23 protein-coding genes are annotated in these 17,873 nt (G+C 52.7%); all 23 read left to right on the top strand.

Translation table 11 applies throughout. The features are described from left to right. The first annotated feature begins 158 nt into the window (after positions 1-158). The 23 genes from U869_RS31185 (at position 159) to U869_RS0127225 (ending at position 17,822) form a co-directional block, all read left to right on the top strand. Positions 159-773 carry a terminase small subunit gene (locus U869_RS31185; RefSeq protein ID WP_029988018.1) on the top strand — a complete coding sequence of 205 codons (615 nt, stop codon included), beginning with the start codon at positions 159-161 and terminating at the stop codon, positions 771-773. A gap of 220 nt (positions 774-993) precedes the next feature. Then, positions 994-2,613 (top strand): bacteriophage TerL protein, encoded by a 1,620-nt coding sequence (locus U869_RS0127330; RefSeq protein WP_025122456.1) that lies wholly within the window; start codon positions 994-996, stop codon positions 2,611-2,613. Next, positions 2,613-4,061, top strand: a complete 1,449-nt coding sequence (locus U869_RS0127325) for a DUF1073 domain-containing protein (protein WP_025122457.1) — start codon at positions 2,613-2,615, stop codon at positions 4,059-4,061. The genes U869_RS0127330 and U869_RS0127325 overlap by 1 nt, the downstream gene beginning before the upstream one ends. Before the next feature lie 70 nt (positions 4,062-4,131). Next, positions 4,132-4,665, top strand: a complete 534-nt coding sequence (locus U869_RS0127320; protein ID WP_029988020.1) for a phage minor head protein — start codon at positions 4,132-4,134, stop codon at positions 4,663-4,665. Positions 4,666-4,716: 51 nt separating this feature from the next. Continuing rightward, on the top strand, positions 4,717-5,919 hold the full coding sequence (locus U869_RS0127315) for a DUF2213 domain-containing protein (protein WP_025122459.1): 1,203 nt from the start codon (positions 4,717-4,719) through the stop codon (positions 5,917-5,919). Positions 5,920-5,922: 3 nt separating this feature from the next. Continuing rightward, entirely contained in the window at positions 5,923-6,417 is a 495-nt protein-coding gene (locus U869_RS0127310) for a hypothetical protein (RefSeq protein ID WP_025122460.1), read from the top strand. 14 nt (positions 6,418-6,431) lie between these two features. Next, positions 6,432-7,373 (top strand): DUF2184 domain-containing protein, encoded by a 942-nt coding sequence (locus tag U869_RS0127305; RefSeq protein ID WP_025122461.1) that lies wholly within the window; start codon positions 6,432-6,434, stop codon positions 7,371-7,373. 42 nt (positions 7,374-7,415) lie between these two features. Next, positions 7,416-7,697, top strand: a complete 282-nt coding sequence (locus tag U869_RS0127300) for a hypothetical protein (protein WP_025122462.1) — start codon at positions 7,416-7,418, stop codon at positions 7,695-7,697. Next, the gene (locus U869_RS0127295; RefSeq protein WP_025122463.1) at positions 7,666-8,082 is read left to right on the top strand and encodes a DUF4054 domain-containing protein; all 417 of its coding nucleotides are present in this window, start codon (positions 7,666-7,668) and stop codon (positions 8,080-8,082) included. The genes U869_RS0127300 and U869_RS0127295 overlap by 32 nt, the downstream gene beginning before the upstream one ends. Further along, entirely contained in the window at positions 8,082-8,714 is a 633-nt protein-coding gene (locus tag U869_RS0127290) for a hypothetical protein (protein ID WP_232785408.1), read from the top strand. The genes U869_RS0127295 and U869_RS0127290 overlap by 1 nt, the downstream gene beginning before the upstream one ends. Continuing rightward, positions 8,701-9,090, top strand: a complete 390-nt coding sequence (locus U869_RS0127285; protein WP_025122465.1) for a hypothetical protein — start codon at positions 8,701-8,703, stop codon at positions 9,088-9,090. The genes U869_RS0127290 and U869_RS0127285 overlap by 14 nt, the downstream gene beginning before the upstream one ends. Next, positions 9,065-9,631: a hypothetical protein gene (locus tag U869_RS0127280; RefSeq protein WP_029988022.1), complete on the top strand. Its 567-nt coding sequence runs from the start codon at positions 9,065-9,067 to the stop codon at positions 9,629-9,631. Before U869_RS0127285 ends, U869_RS0127280 begins: the two co-directional genes overlap by 26 nt. Positions 9,632-9,633: 2 nt before the next feature. Further along, a complete protein-coding gene (locus tag U869_RS0127275) occupies positions 9,634-11,115 on the top strand; it encodes a DUF3383 domain-containing protein (RefSeq protein WP_025122467.1) in 1,482 nt (493 codons plus the stop codon). 9 nt (positions 11,116-11,124) lie between these two features. Beyond that, the gene (locus U869_RS0127270) at positions 11,125-11,565 is read left to right on the top strand and encodes a DUF3277 family protein (RefSeq protein WP_025122468.1); all 441 of its coding nucleotides are present in this window, start codon (positions 11,125-11,127) and stop codon (positions 11,563-11,565) included. Between the two features lie 10 nt (positions 11,566-11,575). Then, positions 11,576-12,007 carry a phage tail assembly chaperone gene (locus U869_RS0127265; protein ID WP_025122469.1) on the top strand — a complete coding sequence of 144 codons (432 nt, stop codon included), beginning with the start codon at positions 11,576-11,578 and terminating at the stop codon, positions 12,005-12,007. Between the two features lie 65 nt (positions 12,008-12,072). Further along, positions 12,073-12,192 (top strand): NTP pyrophosphohydrolase, encoded by a 120-nt coding sequence (locus U869_RS0127260; RefSeq protein ID WP_369795081.1) that lies wholly within the window; start codon positions 12,073-12,075, stop codon positions 12,190-12,192. Next, the gene (locus U869_RS0127255; RefSeq protein ID WP_025122471.1) at positions 12,185-14,242 is read left to right on the top strand and encodes a lytic transglycosylase domain-containing protein; all 2,058 of its coding nucleotides are present in this window, start codon (positions 12,185-12,187) and stop codon (positions 14,240-14,242) included. The genes U869_RS0127260 and U869_RS0127255 overlap by 8 nt, the downstream gene beginning before the upstream one ends. Further along, complete coding sequence (locus U869_RS0127250) at positions 14,242-14,859, top strand: phage baseplate protein (protein WP_025122472.1); 618 nt, start codon at positions 14,242-14,244, stop codon at positions 14,857-14,859. Before U869_RS0127255 ends, U869_RS0127250 begins: the two co-directional genes overlap by 1 nt. Continuing rightward, positions 14,856-15,161 (top strand): hypothetical protein, encoded by a 306-nt coding sequence (locus tag U869_RS0127245; protein ID WP_025122473.1) that lies wholly within the window; start codon positions 14,856-14,858, stop codon positions 15,159-15,161. Before U869_RS0127250 ends, U869_RS0127245 begins: the two co-directional genes overlap by 4 nt. Before the next feature lie 2 nt (positions 15,162-15,163). Continuing rightward, positions 15,164-16,228, top strand: coding sequence for a hypothetical protein (locus U869_RS0127240; protein ID WP_025122474.1), 1,065 nt, complete (start codon positions 15,164-15,166; stop codon positions 16,226-16,228). Further along, the gene (locus tag U869_RS0127235; RefSeq protein ID WP_025122475.1) at positions 16,228-16,593 is read left to right on the top strand and encodes a hypothetical protein; all 366 of its coding nucleotides are present in this window, start codon (positions 16,228-16,230) and stop codon (positions 16,591-16,593) included. The genes U869_RS0127240 and U869_RS0127235 overlap by 1 nt, the downstream gene beginning before the upstream one ends. A gap of 97 nt (positions 16,594-16,690) precedes the next feature. Beyond that, complete coding sequence (locus tag U869_RS0127230) at positions 16,691-17,464, top strand: hypothetical protein (RefSeq protein WP_025122476.1); 774 nt, start codon at positions 16,691-16,693, stop codon at positions 17,462-17,464. After that, entirely contained in the window at positions 17,448-17,822 is a 375-nt protein-coding gene (locus U869_RS0127225; protein ID WP_025122477.1) for a hypothetical protein, read from the top strand. Before U869_RS0127230 ends, U869_RS0127225 begins: the two co-directional genes overlap by 17 nt. The last annotated feature ends 51 nt before the right edge of the window (positions 17,823-17,873 follow it).

Here is a 17,873-nt window from a genome sequence, read left to right as displayed (position 1 = left end):
TGATCGGCGCGTTGCTGGTGGCATTTTATTTTCTTCCAAAATACCAGGCTAATTTTCCGTCTTGGCAGAATAATCGGCCTGTTTCCTGCTGGACGGGTTACCCAAATCACGAGGGTTATACTTCAAGAAGCAGTGGATAGTTCTAAAAGGAGTCGAAAATGACGCTAACGAAAGAACAGAAGGCGCTTTTCGATGCCCTGACAGCGCTACAGAAAAAGTTTGTCACGCACCTCATCAAAGGCAAGAACCAGACAGAGGCGTACAAAGCCGCTGGGGGGAAGGCAAAGACAGATGACACGGCAAGGGCGCAAGCTAGCCGGATGGTAACATTTGATAACGTTCAAGCCTTCCTCCAGTCCGTACAGTACGAAACGGTCAGCGAGTCCATCATGACACGCACGGAAGCCCTGGAACGATTATCTGTGATGGGCCGCGCTCGCGTCCGTGACTTGGTGGATTTCTCAGAGCACAAGATCGGCGTTGATGCTGATACTGGCGAAGAGATTATTCAGGCCGCCTGGCGCTTCAAGGATTCGGTGAAACAACACCCGGAACTGCTGGACGCAATCGCAGAGGTCACCGCTGGCAAAGAGGGCATCAAGTTAAAGTTGCACGACTCACGCGGAGCCATCAAGCAGATCGGCGAAATGCAGGGCTGGGAGGCACCGAAGAAAACCGAGGTGACCGGTGCGGGCGGTGGCCCGATCCAGACCGAGACCGTCAACATGACTCCGGAAGAAGCCGCCGAGGCCTACAGCAAGATGATGGGGTGAAACTGGCAGAAATAGCCTGCTCACTCAATTTTAATGCTATGCAAAATTGGTCTTTTTTATGCAGCGTTTATGCAGTCCGATCCCCGCCGTTTTGCCGTGAACACATTGGTAAATAAGGCGTTCGAACCATTGCGCGAGCGAGTGGTGTTACGTCGGTGCGCGAAATGGTGTTTATGTTAAAAAGTCCCATTTTTCTCTCATTTTTCCAGAGTAGTCAGTTATGCCTATTCCGTTCCCGTTCGACTTCAAGAACCCTGATTATCAAATGGTGTTCGAGTGGCGCATGGAGCGATTACAGCGCATCCGTGCCAATCCTGAAATGCTGCCAGCTCTCCGGGCGTTCTACCGTGACAACCCCGCACAGTTCATTATTGACTGGGGTATGACAACTGACCCGCGCAACATTGACTACGGTCTACCGGTAACCATTCCCTTTTTGCTGTTCCCTAAACAAGAAGAGTGGATCCGCTGGATTATGGATCGGCGGGAAAAGATGGAAAACGGCATCACAGAAAAAAGCCGCGAGATGGGACTGAGTTGGACGGCGATCGGTATGGCCTGCTCATTGTGCCTGTTCAATAAAGAAATGGTGATCGGGTTCGGCTCCCGCAAAGAGGAATACGTGGACAGTACCGGCGACCCGAAAGCGTTGTTTTGGAAAGCGCGTAAATTCGTTGAAACGCTACCAGTGGAGTTTCGCGGTAGTTGGAATGACAAAAAGCATGCACCCTATATGCGTGTTGAGTTCCCTGATACCGGAGCCGTAATCAAGGGCGAGGCTGGTGATAACATCGGTCGCGGTGACCGCACCACACTCTATCTGGTGGATGAGGCTGCATTCCTGCAGCGGCCCCTGCTCATTGATGCTGCGTTATCTCAAACCACGCGTTGCCGTATCGATCTCTCATCGGTCAACGGTATGGCTAACCCTTTCGCTCAAAAGCGGCACAGCGGGAAAATCCCGGTGTTTACGTTTCACTGGCGCAGTGACCCGCGCAAGGACGATGCCTGGTATCGCAAAGAATGCGACAAGATCGACAACCCGGTGGTGGTAGCGCAAGAGCTAGACCTTAACTACAGCGCATCTGCCGAGGGCGTGCTTATCCCGTCCGATTGGGTACAGGCCGCTGTCGATGCGCATATCAAGTTGGGTATTCAGCCCACTGGCAAGCGTCTCGGCGCAATGGACGTTGCGGACGAAGGTCGCGATAAAAACGCCTTTTCGAGCCGCCACGGATTCCTGCTTGAGAATGTCCGAGAATGGTCTGGTGTCGGCAGCGACATTTACCAGTCGGTCGAGAAGGTTTTCGGCTACTGCGAGGCTGACAACCTTGAAGAGTTTCGCTTTGATGAGGACGGCCTGGGCGCAGGCGTTCGCGGCGATGCAAGAGCCATTAACGAATTGAGAAAGGAGGCGCGTCGCCCTTCAATTCTCGCTACGCCGTTTCGTGGTAGTGGCGGGGTGTTCGATCCCGATGATGAAGCGGTGAGAGGCGATAACGGCCAGGCCGCACGCCTAAACAAAGACTTCTTTGCTAACGCCAAGGCTCAAAGCTGGTGGCACTTACGCAAACTGTTTCAAAACACCTACCGCGCGGTGGTTGAGGGTATGGCCTACAACCCCGATGAACTCATTTCCATCAGTAGCACGATGGAAAGCAAAGACAAACTCATCATCGAGCTTTCACAACCAACATACTCCATTAATGGGGTGGGTAAAATCATCGTGGATAAACAGCCCGATGGTACGAAATCCCCCAACCTGGCTGACTCGGTGATGATCAATTACGCGCCGAGGGATACCGCCATGGATATCTGGAACATTCTTGGGAGTCAGTAATGACACGTAAACAAAAAGTCGCAACGGCTGACTCTTACGATAACTTTGTCGCGCGGGTTGGCTTGCAGCAGCCAAACCAGCATGCAGCATCAACCTATCGTTCCAACTACACCAGTCGAAACCGTCTGCTGATTGAGTGGGCCTATCGTTCGTCGTGGATCATTGGCGCGGCTGTTGACGCCAAACCCGATGACATGACGAAAAAAGGCACCCGGATCACCAGCGAAATCGACCCAAAACGCCGCGGCATTTTGGAGGCCAAGTTTGAAGAGTTAAAGCTGTGGGAGCGTCTCAACAAAACGCTGAAATGGTCAAGGCTTTATGGCGGCGCAGTGGGGCTTATCCTTATCGAAGGCCAGGCACCACTTACTCCACTTATGCTGGATAAGGTAGGAAAAGGCAGCTTTAAGGGCTTGGCAGTGCTTGACCGCTGGATGATTAATCCTAATCTTAGCCGCCGCATCAAAACGCTTGGGCCAGACCTCGGCAAGCCTGAGGTATACGACATTGTTACCACTGCGCAGGGTATTCCACCGTGGACGGTTAACCACAGTCGGCTGATCCGTATGGATGGCGTTGAGTTGCCCTATCAGCAAGCGCTTACGGAAAACGAATGGGGCATGTCCATTGTTGAACGCATCTTCGATCGCCTGACGTCGTATGACAGTACAAGCGTCGGTGCTGCACAACTTGCCTATAAAGCGCATCTGCGTACAGCGAAGATCAAGAAGCTACGCGAGATTATCGCGATGGGCGGCAAGCCTTTCGAAGCACTGGTCAAGCAAATGGATATGGTGCGCCAGTTCCAGACCAATGAGGGGATGTCTCTCTTTGATGCCGAGGACACTTTCGAAACACACTCTTATTCGTTCGCTGGATTGTCCGATCTGCTGAGTGAATTCAAAGAGGATATCGCCGGGGCTGTCGGTATCCCGTTGGTGAGGCTTTTCCGCCAGTCTCCGAAAGGGTTCTCAACGGGCGACACCGATTTGGCTAACTACTATGACGATATTGGCGCGCTACAGGAGAATGATTTACGTGCGCCGGTGCGCTTGCTCTATGAAGTGTTGCACCGTTCTGAGTTTGGCGAGCCCTTGCCTGATGACTTCACGTTTGAATTTAACCCACTATGGCAGATGAGCAACGTTGATCGCTCAACGGTGGCAACAAACACCACTACCGCGCTGGCAACAGCGGTGCGTGAATTGGGTATGTCCCCTGCTGCCGCTCTGACCGATTTGCGAGAAACCGCAGGCGTAACGGGCATTGGTGCGTCGATCACTGACGAGGATATTGAGAATGCGAAGTCGCAGTATGCGGAGCATGAATCTGAAACCAGCGCTCCGCCGTCGTTCGGAAATCCAGTACCAGAAAAGCCTACTGGCGATAGTCAACGAGATAAATCAGATAGTCACTGGCTCCTACGATGGCTCCCAGGCAAGCGCTGACACGGTCGCCGGGTATCTTATCGATTACTCGCAGGTGATTGACGATTGGGCCGCACAAGTGGCTCGTAAGATGTTCCTGCAAGTGGAGCGTGAAGAGTGGAACCAGTGGCGATCGGTTTCGCACCAGATATCTGAGGGGCTTCGTGATGTAGTTGGCAATACCCCGGTGGGGCAGGTTACGCACGATATCGTTTACCGGCAAATTCAAATGATTAAGTCGTTACCGTTAGAAGCCGCCGACCGCGTGAAAGATATTCAAGACCGTGCCATTCGGGCCGTTATCAATGGTGAACGCCCCGATCAACTGTACGAAATGATCATGCAATCCGGTGATGTGGCCGCCAGCCGTGCGCAGCTGATAGCGCGTACTGAGATTGGCAGAGCTACCGGCGCGCTGACACAGGCCCGCGCTTTGTCGGTGGGTTCCGAAGGCTACTGGTGGCGCATTGAAGGAGCAGGCACACGGCCATCACATTTCAAGATGCGCAATAAATTCGTGTATTGGGCTAACCCGCCAACGCTGGACGGTATGACCGGTCATGCAGGATGCTTACCCAACTGCAAATGCTGGTCTGAGGTACAGATACCCAGCCCAAGAAAGTAACAGGTCGCCATTGAGCGGCCTTTTTTATTGCCCGCAATTGGCAGGTAACCCATGAAATATTTCTTTAAGACCCGCCTGGGTAATACCCGCTTCCAGTTGGCGGACGGCTCAATTCTTTTTAAAGACGTACCTATCGGGCGAACCGGCGAACAGGTTTATGGCGCGGAGGAGTTACCCGATTTAACCCCAGATCAAGACGGGCTAATAGTTGTCCGTCGAACGCCTGAGGAGGTATTTAGCGAGCGCACGATCGCATCATTCGAAGGAATTGCCGTCACCATCGGTCATCCGAAGGACTTCAGCGGAAACATTATTTTTGTCACGCCGCAGAACTGGCGGCAGTTAGCAAATGGCCACATCCAGAACGTCAGGCGCGGAGAAGGAGAGAATTCCGATCTGCTACTGGCTGATGTCATCGCTAAAACGCCTGAGGCCATCCAAGCGGTTGAGGACGGCGACGACGAAGTAAGTTGCGGCTATGACGCTGACTATCGCCAAATCTCGCCGGGTGTCGCGGAGCAGTATGCGATCACCGGTAATCATCTGGCCTTTGTCCCTAACGGGCGGGCTGGTTCACGTTGTGCATTGGGAGACGCTATGCCGAGCACTACTAAAAACTGGTTTACCCGGCTTTTAAAGGCCCGCAAAACCAACGACTCCGCCGAAATGGCGAATCTGATCGATAACCCGCCGGAAAATATGACCGGTGATAACGATGACGTGACAACCGCCATGACACCAGGCGGCGTGGTCATCAATCTTTCACCACAAGGCCCGATGCCCGCGCCGACGCTGCCCGTCACCACCGATTCGGAAGAGGTTATACCGGAATGGGGGAAAGCGTTGATCGCCGCGGTGGCAAAACTCACTCCGGCATCACCGGCTGTTGGTGATGAAAACGAAGACGAAAAAGACGAATCTGAGGGGGCTGTGACTGGCGATGCTGCCTACCGTGCTGATTTGATCCAGCCCGGTATCCAGTTACCAGCCAAGGCTAAACCAACCGCGTTTAAGCGTCAGGTTCTGGTCTCAGCCGATCAACTGCTGGTGCGTTCGATTGTAGGCGATGCAGATATTGCCAAACTGAACAGAGCCACGGTTGATATGGCATTTAACGCAGTTTCTGAACTGGCCAAAAACCGCAACACCACCGCGCAAACTACCGACAGTTTCCGCAACATGACCACCAACACCACAAAATCTATCGCGGATATCAACAAGGCTGCGAAAGAACTCTGGGCTAAACGAGGCTAAAACATGGCTAACACCATCCTTTACCGGATGCCTGCGGGCATCGCCGGGGCTATTTCACGCCCGCAGGATTTAACCGTAGAGCCTCATGTGCTCGATTCTACCAAACCATTCGCGGCCTATGGCCTAGGTGGAAAAATTGCGGGCGGAAAATTCGTTCCTGTCGAGGCAGGTGACGCCGCTACGGTGATGGCGGGGATCTATGTACGTCCTTACCCGACCGCATCACAGCCCGATAAAGTTCGCCAGATTGGTTCTGGCTTCAATTTTACGGGCGACAACATGAAGCGCGGTTACGTCACTGTCAATATCGGTGGTAACGCTTCAGCGGTTTCCCTTTATGCCCCGGTTTATATGCGCGTTGGTACACCAACAGAAGCAAGCCCCTTGGGCGCATTCCTTGCCGCCGCAGACGGTGCAAATACCGTTCAAGTCACTAACGCAGTTTTTAATGGCCCTGGCGATGCCGATGGGAACATTGAACTGGCATACAACATTTAAGGGAGCATTAAAAAATGCCAATGACTTTTGATCAGGCAACAGTTGATAGCACTGGTGCCTTTCTGATCCACGAGTTGGAGCGACTTGACCAGACGCTGAACTTACCGCTGACGTCCCAGACATGGAGCCGTGACATTGAGCTGCGCGAAGATGTTTCCATCGCAGATGAAATCAGTTCATTCACGAATACCACGTTTGGAGCCGCTGGCTCCCCGAATGCGAATGGCAAGAACTGGATTAACCAGCTTGCAACCGCCATTGCAGGGCTGAACGTTAATATCGAAAGAACGGGTTTCCCGCTGGAACTTTGGGGGATGGAACTGGGCTGGACAATTGTAGAGCTGGCTGCGGCGGCACAGGTGGGCCGTCCAATCGACACCCAGAAATACGATGGGATGCAGTTGAAATGGAACATGGACACTGACGAGCAGGTGTATGTCGGGGATGCGATAAAAGGCGCCAAGGGGCTTTTGAACCTATCGCAGATAACACCTACCAACGCGGCTAAAACCTGGGCAACATCAACCCCCGATGAAATCCGCGCATGTATCAACCAGGTGCTGAGTAACGCGTGGACACGCTCTGCATATTCGAAAGTGCCTGAAGACCTACTGATCCCGCCAGAACAGTATTCATTCCTGGCAAGCACGATTGTGTCATCCGCAGGTAACCAGTCACTGCTGACTTATCTGGAAACCAACACTATTGCTTTCCACCAGAATGGCAAGCCGCTGAACATTCGCCCAGTTAAATGGGCTATCGGTCGTGGTGTTGCGAGCAAAGACCGGATGCTCGCATATACAAACACCAAAAAGTTCGTTCGCTTCCCAATGGTTCCTCTGCAAAGCGTGCCGATCCAGTACCGCGGGCTTTATCAGCTTGTGACCTACTACGGCAAGTTGGGTGTAATCGAACCGGTTTACCCGGAAACCCTGAACTACATGGACGGCATTTAAGCCAACAGCCCCTTAATTGGGGCTGCTTTCTGAGGAGTTGCAATGAAGAGAATCTATGTGTTGGCGCCGTTTAATTTTAATGATGGTGCAAATATCAAGGCGTTTGGCACAGGCTTTCATGACGTTGAAAGTGATGTCGCTGAACACTGGTTTGTGAAGGCTCATTGTTCGCCTGACGGGGAGGCTCCAACAACGGAGTCGGATCCACGCATTGCGGAACTTGAAACGTTGATGGTGGAAAAAGACGCACGCATTGCGGAACTTGAAACGCAACTCGCAGAGGCTAAAGCCAATGGCAAGAAACCAAAGCCTACCGACGCCTGACCAATTCCGCGAGATGTTCCCTCAGTTCAAAGATACCACGGCCTACCCGACACCCATGATCAGCGCCCGGTTGGCGCTGGCCGATGTTCTGCTGAGCGAAAGCCGGTTCGGTGAAGAGATCTTCCCTTATGTTGTCGGCCTGTTCGTTGCACATTACATGGCGCTTTATGCTGCTGATATGCGCGGGGTTGCGATAGGTTCAGCGGGTGGGGCCAATAGTGGGGTGCAGACTTCAAAATCGGTGGACAAGGTCTCTGTCAGCTATGACGCCAGCGTGACTTTGAATCCTGATGCTGGTTTCTGGAACAACACCCGCTACGGATCTGAGTTCTGGGAATACTTGATGATATTCGGTGCCGGGGCAATTCAACTGGGAACGCCATAATGGGCATAAAAAGTGGGCTCCGGGTCAGAAGCGATAACGCTGCAGCGGTATTGGAGGCATTAAAGGCGCTGACCAAAAAAGAGGTGCTGGTGGGCATCCCATCCGATCGGGCAGAACGTGGTGAAGGTGACGCGTTAAACAATGCCGAACTGGGCTACATCCAATCGTATGGGGGCACCATCCAGGTGCCAGCCCGAACCACTGCAGTGAACCGGAGGATCCGCCCTGATGGCACCTTTGCCAACAATGGCCGGTTCGTCAAAGCCAGCAAAAGCAATTTCACCACGATCCACGCTGTTCAGGCCTATGCGGTGACCATTCCGCCGCGGCCATTTTTGGAACCCGGCGTCGAGGAAGGCAAAAAGGACATTGTGGGGCACTTAAAAAACGCCACACAAGCAGCAGTTTCGGGCCAAATGGCCAGTGCTGAGACCTCTCTGGCGCGCGCCGGGATAGTGGCATCGAATAGCGCCAAAGGGATTATCCAAGCTGGCGACAAGCTTTCCCCTCTCGCCGAGTCCACCAGGCGTAGCCGCCGCGCCAAGGGTAAGGGCGATAAGCCTCTTTATCTCACGGGCGGACTTCTGCGGGCCATAACCTACATAGTGAGGAATAAAGATGCCTCTTCTTGATGTGACAGACGTGTTATTCGACCCGGATTTTTGCGACACGACGCTGACCTACAAGCGCCGCAACGTGGTGGTTGATGGCGATGGCTATGCGGAAACGGTGATCACCTCGTTTGCTTTTTCTGGCGTGGTTACCGTGGACCGGTCGATCGAGGCGCAAATCCGGATGTCTGGGCAGGCGGTCACCGGCAACATCCTGATCGTCACCACCGAACGGCTGACCTCTGGCGGTACTGACATGCTGGGTGACATCGTGACGTATCAAAATCGCGAATACCTGGTGAAGTCGGTGGACCCTTACACTGCCTACGGCGCCGGTTTCGTCCAGGCCCACTGCGAACTGAACCCAATCGATGGAGGTACCGCCATTGAGCAATGACAGCACACAAGCTGGCTGGCTCACTCCCACTGTTGACGATACCGATTATGACGAGGCGCTAGAGCGGAATTTATCCCGCTGGATCAGCGCCGTGTCTGGTCTGCCTGGCAAGATGATGGTCCCCCGCTGGCAGCCGCAGGATAAAACCAGAACGTTACCTAATGCTGATGCGAATTGGTGCGCCTATGGCGTGCTGTCCGTTACCGCGGATGACAACCCGGCGTTTACCAACACCACGGATGCAGGCACGGAGCTGTGGCGCCATGAAACGCTGGAGTGCCTTATCTCGTTCTATGGTCCTGCTGGTCAGCGTTCGTCTATCCAGTTCAGAGACGGGATCACCCTCAACCAAAACAATGACGAGCTAACCAAGCTGCACCTTTCCCTTGGCGACTACGGGCGGATTATGGCGGTTCCCGAGTTTCTCAGCGAACAGTGGATCCGCCGGTACGACATCACCGTCCGCCTGCGCCGCAAAATTATCCGCGAATACGGCATCAAGTCGATCGCAGAAGCACCGGTTCAATTCTTCGGAGAATAACCATGTCACAGGGTTTACCTGTATCTAACATCGTCAGCGTGACGGTGAATATGGCCCTGCGCGCTGCGCAAGGCCGAAACTTCGGGGCGCTCCTGATTGTTGGCGGTACCCCGGTGATCGACGGCAGCCAGCGCATGCGCACCTATACCAGCATTACCCAGGTGGGCGATGATTTTGGGACGGATGCGCCGGAGTACCAGGCAGCGCAGCTGTACTACCAACAGGTGCCGCAACCAAAGACGCTTTATATTGGCCGGTGGATTAAGGCCGACCAGGCGGCATTGTTGCGCTGTGGGATTTTGACACCGGCGCAGATGGCGATCAGCACCTGGGCGACCGTCACCGATGGCGCGATGAAAATCTCCATCGATGGCACGGCCAAGACGATCACCGCCGTGGATTTCTCAGCGGAAACCAACTTGAACGGTGTGGCCGCCCGAATTTCTGACAAATTGACCACCGCGCTGGTGACGTGGGATGCGGCAAACAGCCGTTTCATTATCACGTCGAAAACCACCGGCTCCGCGTCTGCAGTTGGTTACGGTTCGGCGAACACCACCGGTACCGACATTTCCGCGATGATGAAAGCGGGGCAGGATGCCGGTGCCTTGGCAATCCCGCGCGCAGCTGCAGAAAATATTTTGTCCTGCATCTACAAACTGGCCGATATGTCCACGGGTTGGTATGGGCTGCAAATCGCAGACACGTCGCTGATCGATGATGATGTCGTGAGCGTTGCTGCGTTTATCCAGTCCGATGATATTTCCCGCATCTTCGGTTACACGACGCAGAACACCGCAGCCATGGATCTGGATATCACCGATGACATTTGCAGCAAGCTGAAAGCCGCGAAGTATGGCCGGACGTTCACGCAGTATTCTAGCGCCAGCCCGTACGCTACCGCGTCGATTTTTGGCCGCGCCTTCACCGTCAATTTCTTGGGCAACAACACCACGATCACCCTGAAATTTAAGCAGCAGCCGGGGATCGCCGCCGAGACGTTGACCCAGACGCAGGCCAACACCCTGACCGCGAAAAACTGCAACGTGTTCGTCAACTACGACAACGACACGGCAATCATCCAAGAAGGCCTGATGTGCAACGGCGATTTCTTTGATGAGCGCCACGGGCTGGACTGGCTGCAGAACTACGTACAGAACAACCTCTATAACGTGCTCTACACGAGCACCACGAAGGTGCCACAGACCGATCCTGGGATTACGCGCCTGCTGACCAGCGTCAACGGTTCGCTCGAGCAAGGTGTGACGAACGGGTTGATTGCACCAGGTGTTTGGAATGGTGACCCAGTCGGAAGCCTGGCCACCGGCGACACGTTGCCTGCGGGTTATTACGCCTATGCGCCACCGATCGCAACGCAAGCCCAGGCTGACCGTGAGGCCCGTAAAGCGCCGGTGATCCAGTGCGCTATCAAACTGGCCGGTGCCGTTCACTTCGCCGACGTGATTATTAACGTAAATCGATAAGGGGCAAAAATGTCTACTTACAGCTTTTTAGATGTTTCGGCCTCGATTGTCGGGCCAGGCGGCGCGTTTGACCTGGGCTATGGTGCCGGGAACGCCGAGGAGGGGGTCACGGTTGCCATGGTGGAGGCAAAAAACACCATGACCATTGGTGCTGATGGTTCCGTGATGCACAGCCTGCATGCCGGTAAAGGCGGCACTATCACGGTGACTCTTCTCAAGACCAGCCCAACCAACGCGAAACTGAGCGCCCTCTATGCAGCGCAGTCGCTTTCGTCTGCTACCTGGGGCAACAACGTGATCGTTGTGCGTAACAGCGCCAGTAACGACTTGTGCTCGGCCCGTTCGGTGGCATTCCAGAAGGTTCCGGACTGGCAGAACGCCAAAGACGGCGGCACAGTTTCTTGGGTATTTGATGCAGGCAAGATCGACATGTTGCTTGGCACGTTTTAAGGAGTAATGCATGGAATTCGAAATCAAGGGCCAGAAATATCGCTCCATTAAACTGGGCGTGTTCGAACAGTTGAAAGTATCCCGCAAGCTGCTGCCGGTGTTATCAGGATTGCTTGGAGAAATGAAGGTTCTCAAGCAGTTAAAAACCGGGCAAATCACGATTGAAGATGCGCTTAAAACCGCGTTGCCGGTGATAGCGCAAACCCTCTCGGATATGAGCGAAGAAGACTGCAATGCAATTATCCATCCTTGCCTGGCGGTGGTGCTGCGCCAACAGGGAACCGGATACGTTGCCATTTTCGCTAATGGCCAACTGATGTTTGACGACATCGATCTCATGGGCATGCTGCATATCGCCGCCATGGTGGTGGGAGATTCGCTGGGAAATTTTTTGGGCGAACTCCAAGAGAAAGGGATTCAGGAAGCTCAGCCGCAGGCCTGACACTGGAATCTCTGCCGGGTGGAGAGGATTACATTCTGCGCCCGGTTGATGCGGGCATGTGCTCAATGGCAGAGCTCAAGAGCGGATGTGTCGATCTCTTCGATATCGCCCTGATGAATGATTATCTCGACGTAAAAGCAGAGAACGAACGCCGGATCGAAAAATGGAGCCGCGATAATGAGTAATGCAGAAACCATCAAAGACTTCCTGATCTCGCTGGGGTTCGATATTGACGCGGCCGGTGAGCGGAAATTTTCCGCTGTTGTCGCCGGTGTTACCGCCAACGTTCTTAAACTGGGCGCGGTGGTAGAGGGGGCCGCGCTGGCCGTGGTCGGTTTTACCACCCAGATCGCGAATGGTCTGGATAAGGTCTATTTTGCATCGCAACGAACAGGGGCGACTGTTGCGGGGATCCGGGCTATTGGCTATGCCGCCTCTCAGACCGGAACCGATGCAGCTGCTGCACAGGGCTCCCTCGAAAACCTCGCTCGGTTTATGCGTAACAGCCCAGGGGCGGAAGGATTTTTAAATCGCCTGGGGGTGCAGACGCGCGGTGCCCACGGCCAGATGCGGGATACCTCGGCCATATTCACCAGCCTGGGTGAAAAACTGTCAAAAATGCCCACGTACCGCGCCACTCAGTACGCGCAAATTTTCGGCATGGATGAAAATACTCTGCTTTCATTGCGCCATGGGATCACCGGCTTTACGGCTGATTACCAGAGCATGCTGAAAGCGACGGGGCTGGATTCGGAAAAGGCCGCAGAGCAATCCAATAAATTCATGACCTCAATGCGCGGGCTTACTACGCTGCTGGGTTTGGCAAGGGACAAGATAGGTTCAGACCTAGCCGCAGGACTTAGCGGTTCCCTGGAAACGCTACGCAAGCGCATTATGGACAACTTCCCCAAGATAGAGCAGTTCATCACCAGGGTGGTGAAGGGCATTCTCTGGCTGGGGGAGGTGTTCGGGCGAATGGCATGGCGCACTATGCAAGCCGTTGGGATCGTGATCGACTGGTGGAAAAACCTTGGCAGTGAATCCAAGAAATTGCTTGGGTTCTTTGGTGCGCTCTTGGTGGGATGGCGGATGCTGAACAGCGCGTTCCTGATGTCACCAATAGGGCTTATAACCGCCGCCATTCTTGCTATTGGGCTGTTGATAGACGATTACATGACGTGGAAGGAGGGCGGAAAGAGCCTGATCGATTGGTCGAAGTGGGAACCGGGTATCAAAAAGGCTAAAGAGGCGATTATCTGGATCCACGACAAGCTCCTGGCGCTTAAAGATGCTATCGGCGGCTGGAAAATTGCGCTGGAAATATTGGCCGGTTACATGGCGATCACCTGGGCCGGAAAAATGATTAAGGCGATCACGGGCGTCAGTGGCTCTCTTGCCGCGCTGTTTAAGTTCTCAGGAAAAATTATTGCGATAGGCTTGGCCATCGAGCTATTCAATAAAATTGGGGATTTGCAAAAGGCAGCGAACGAGGCCGGAATGACAGCAGGGGACTACCTGGTCAAAAAGCTGACAGACAAGGAAAAAACCGATAAGCCCCTATTTGATTGGGATCCGCAAAAAGCCATATCGGATTGGTGGTCAAGCTGGAGTCTGCATGCGGGTAATGAGGGTATCCTCGGAACTTCTGGTGCAACACAGTACGGACAGTCGGTAAAGCGCCCACGGGCAACGCAAGCGGGAGCCGCGCTACTGGGATGGCTGCAACCAAAATTGGCGCAACTGGAAGCTCTGTATCAACTGCCTGAGGGCTTATTACGCAGCGTGGCGCTGACCGAATCCAGCGGAAACCAGTTTGCCATATCGGGTGCCGGAGCCAAAGGGCTTTTCCAGTTCATGCCTGGTACTGCAAAGGATATGGGGTTACACGGCAACGATGTTTTCGATCCTGAAAAGTCAGCGACGGCCGCGGCCAAATATCTGGCGCAACTGATGCGCATGAATGGGGGGGATCTGGATAAAACCCTAGCGTCATACAACTGGGGGATCGGCAACGTCCAGAAGCGAGGGATGGCTCTCATGCCGGAGGAAACCCGCAACTATATCCCGCGCGTACGCAGCAACATGCCGGGCGCTGGTGGTAACAGCCTTAATCAGCAGACAGTGATCAATATTAGCGGTGTAAGCGACCCCGTTCGGGCAGGAATGGAGGTTGTCGATCGTCAGTCTGGCGTTAATGCACGACTTACCCAGCAAATTCAGACGGGGCCAAAATAATGGATATTCTTTCTGTTTTGTTTTCCCAGCAGCGGCGAAGGATTGGCACCATTGTTCCTAGCGTTGCCATTTCTGAAAAGCACAATGACACGCTGGAAATCACCGAGCACCCCGTCGAAGTGATTGCAGGTGCTGCCATTAATGACAACGCCTACAAGCGCGCCGCCGAGGTAACCATGGAATTGGGCTTTGCCTCGGGCGGTTCGTTGCTGGACGACATCGATACCACCGCCATTTTTAACGCTGATACGGGGCTATCGCTGGGAACGGGGCCCGCGGAGGTTTATCAGCAGTTGCTTGACCTGCAGGCGGACAGATTGCCGATGGACGTCACCACCGGTAAGCGGCAGTACAAAAACATGCTGATCCGGGCCATTGATGTCACCACTGACCGCACCAGTGAAAATGTGTTGATGTGCGTTCTTACGCTGAAAGAGGTCATCATTTCGCGTACGCAAAGCGTCAGCGTAGCGGATAAGGCAAATATGGCCGATGGCGTGAGCACCTCAGCAGAGCAGAACAGCGGCACAAAATCGCCGGTACCGGTAAACGAAAGCGTGTTATCGAAAAGCGCGGAAGGGATTAAGCAGATCCTTGGTTTAGGGGCGGCAGGATGAAAATACAAGAAATCCCACTCACGCCAAACAATCAGCGGTTCGGGATCACTCTCGGCGGACAGGCGTTCAATATGCGCATAACGTGGCGCGATGCTGCCGGGTGGATGCTGGATTTAATGGACGGTTCCGGGGCTGCTCTGGTGTCCGGCATACCGGTAGTGACGGGGGCCGACTTGCTCGGACAGTATAAATACCTGGGCATTAACGGCTCGTTGGTCGTGGTAACTGATACCGCTGCAGAAGAATACCCGACTAAAACGAATCTTGGGATCGCCAGCCATCTATATTTCGTACAGGAGTGACAATGAGCCAGAATTGGATGCGCCACTTTGAGCTGCAGATGCTCAACCAAGGCGGTGACGGGATAAGCCTGTCAGATTTTAAGGTCACCTTTACCATCGAGTGGGCTGATACGCGCTGGCCTCGAGTGGCGAACGTCAAGATTTACAACCTGTCAGCAGATACCAATAACCGCATTATGGCCAACGAGTTTTCGAAGGTCCGTATTATTGCGGGTTATGACGGTATCGCGCCGAGCGTAACCGAGGACAAACTCGGCAAAGCGCGTAACGTGGATCCGGCGCAAAGTGGGCAGCGTGACGGCCAAAACTTTGGGTTGATCTTCGAAGGCGATATTCGTTTCACCGTCACCGGCAAGGATAACGCCGTAGACTCCTGGCTGCTGATCCAGGCTGTGGGCGATCACGAAGCGTTCCTTTATGCCAGCGTCAACACGACCTTGGCCGCAGGTTATACTGTGGCAGACATTCACAACGCCGCTATGAAAAGTTTCAATCCTTTCGGGGTAACAGCAGGGATCACCGGCGACATGCCGACAACCGTTTTCCCGCGGGGATTACCGCTCTACAAATCCACGCGCGATGTAATGGATGACGTTGCCGGTATGTGCAGAGCTACATGGCAGCTGGTGGATGGCACTGTGCAGATGGTCCCGGAAAATAAGTATATTCATGAAGCCATCGTGTTGAATGCTTACTCGGGGCTAATTGGCCGCCCGCAGCAGACCATGGGGGCAGGCGTGAACGTGCGGTGTCTCATCAACCCCAACATACGGATCAATGGACTGATTCAGCTGGATCAGGCCTCAGTGTTCCGTACATCGCTTTCAGATAGCGAGGTTGCACAGTCGCAGGGGCGAATAAGTGAAACCGACCAGAATGGAAATCGGGTGGTTGTAGGCTCCCTGCAGCAACCAGCCAGCGTGGCCACTGATGGCGTTTATATCGTGAAAGCGATCGACTATACTGGCGACACAAGGGGCCAGGCGTGGTACATGGATATGATGTGCTTTGCGCGTGGGAACGCTGATAAGTTAAGCGATTCAACGCTTATAAAAACCGGTGCGTAATGAACAAAATATTTACTCTAATACTTGCCTCATTCTCTTTGATTGCGTCCAACCCTGCGTTATCTGCAGGTCAACCATACATGCGATGTGGCGATTATGTGTTTTCAACGAGCGGCAATGACGATGGCTTTGTTCGTATCAATGGCGCAAAACCAGAGTCGCAGAAGATAACCTTCCTAAAACAAAAGGAAGATTACAATAACATCAAAATGGAATGGCGCATGGCCACAAGCCAGCCAGGGCTATGGGTTGGCATGGAGTACATAAAGCGAGACGGCAAGGCGTTTCTGAATACGCAGATGCTTCGCGCCAGCATGAACTCCCCGCGGGAGTTCGCCACTTACGATTGTGTGAAGGTGAAGTGAAGTTGTCCAACTATTGCATGATCAAATTTACAGCCTTGTAGGCAGCATGCTTTAGAAGTTACGATAGCGGCAAATTGTCATGGATTGTCGAGGGTGTATGGCGCAGCCTGCTAAAAAGTCTGCCGAGTTGATTACAAGATTTGGTCAAATGCTGGAGAACCGCGAACCAATAGATGAGTTCACGTATCGTTCAGTATTGAAAAATTTTCAGTACAGCACCGATCCTAACGATGTCTGTGCTGTGGGCTTTGCGTATGCACTCAATGGCGAAGATGATCTAGCATATCAACATTTTTCGAAGCATATTGACCTTGGAAGCCTAACTATCGCGACAAATTTTGCCGCTTTTTTATTTAAAAGATTTCATTACAATAAAATGAATGAAGTCATTTTTGCATTGTCTGATAGATTTGGTGGCAGAATGTTGACTGTCTTAGCTGGAACAGAAGCATATAGAATTGGGTCGATAGATCTTGTAGAGAAGCATTTAACGCGCCATATTGCTATTTTAAATGATGGTGATGACAGAGATGGAGCCAGACTTTATATGAAAGAATTGGTTTCTGGATTAAATGAATGCTATGAGGCAAAAGTTTGTACGCCTGCCCAGTTAAAATGTCTTGGAAAATTGACTAATGACATATTGGAAAAACATAAAATTGTTCCCGGTAGCGTAAATATTTACCCAAGCTACGGTGGTGACTATCTTGTCGAAACGCAAAATATAGAACCCAAAAAGATAGTGGAACTAAATTTCGAGCTTGCTGAGCTAGTTTGTGGGTTGCCAGAAATGGATGATTGCGAAATGGTCGCACGCTTTACCTCTCAAAGAGTAAATGTTAAGGGGGATACTTATGACTATAAGTGGTAAGGACTTTCTTGATTCAAGTACCCATTGTTTAGAGAATGAATGTGAGGCTGGTTTTAGAAATGCAGTTTCAAGAGCCTACTATTCTATGTTTCATAAGGCTCATGAGGAATTAAGTAACATTCCACGCTGTAATAACAATCACCATGCAAACCTGATAAAATATATGAAGGGTGACCTGGGGAAACCAGAAGAAAAGTTATCAGCCGCAAGATTAAAGATACTCGGCTATGAACTTCGTCAGATGCGACAAGCGAGAAATGAATCTGACTATAAGCTTGTGGAAGCATCCATAAATAAAAATGTTGCTATCGAATCCATTGAGACAGCAAAGCATTTTTTTGAACGAATCTCGTCATAACCAAATTACAGACTTAACTTACCCGCTTCGGCGGGTTAATGAGATGGTCAC

Source organism: Serratia sp. H1w, from assembly GCF_000633355.1.
Lineage (GTDB): Bacteria > Pseudomonadota > Gammaproteobacteria > Enterobacterales > Enterobacteriaceae > Chania.
This window is presented reverse-complemented; position numbering and strand designations above follow the sequence as displayed.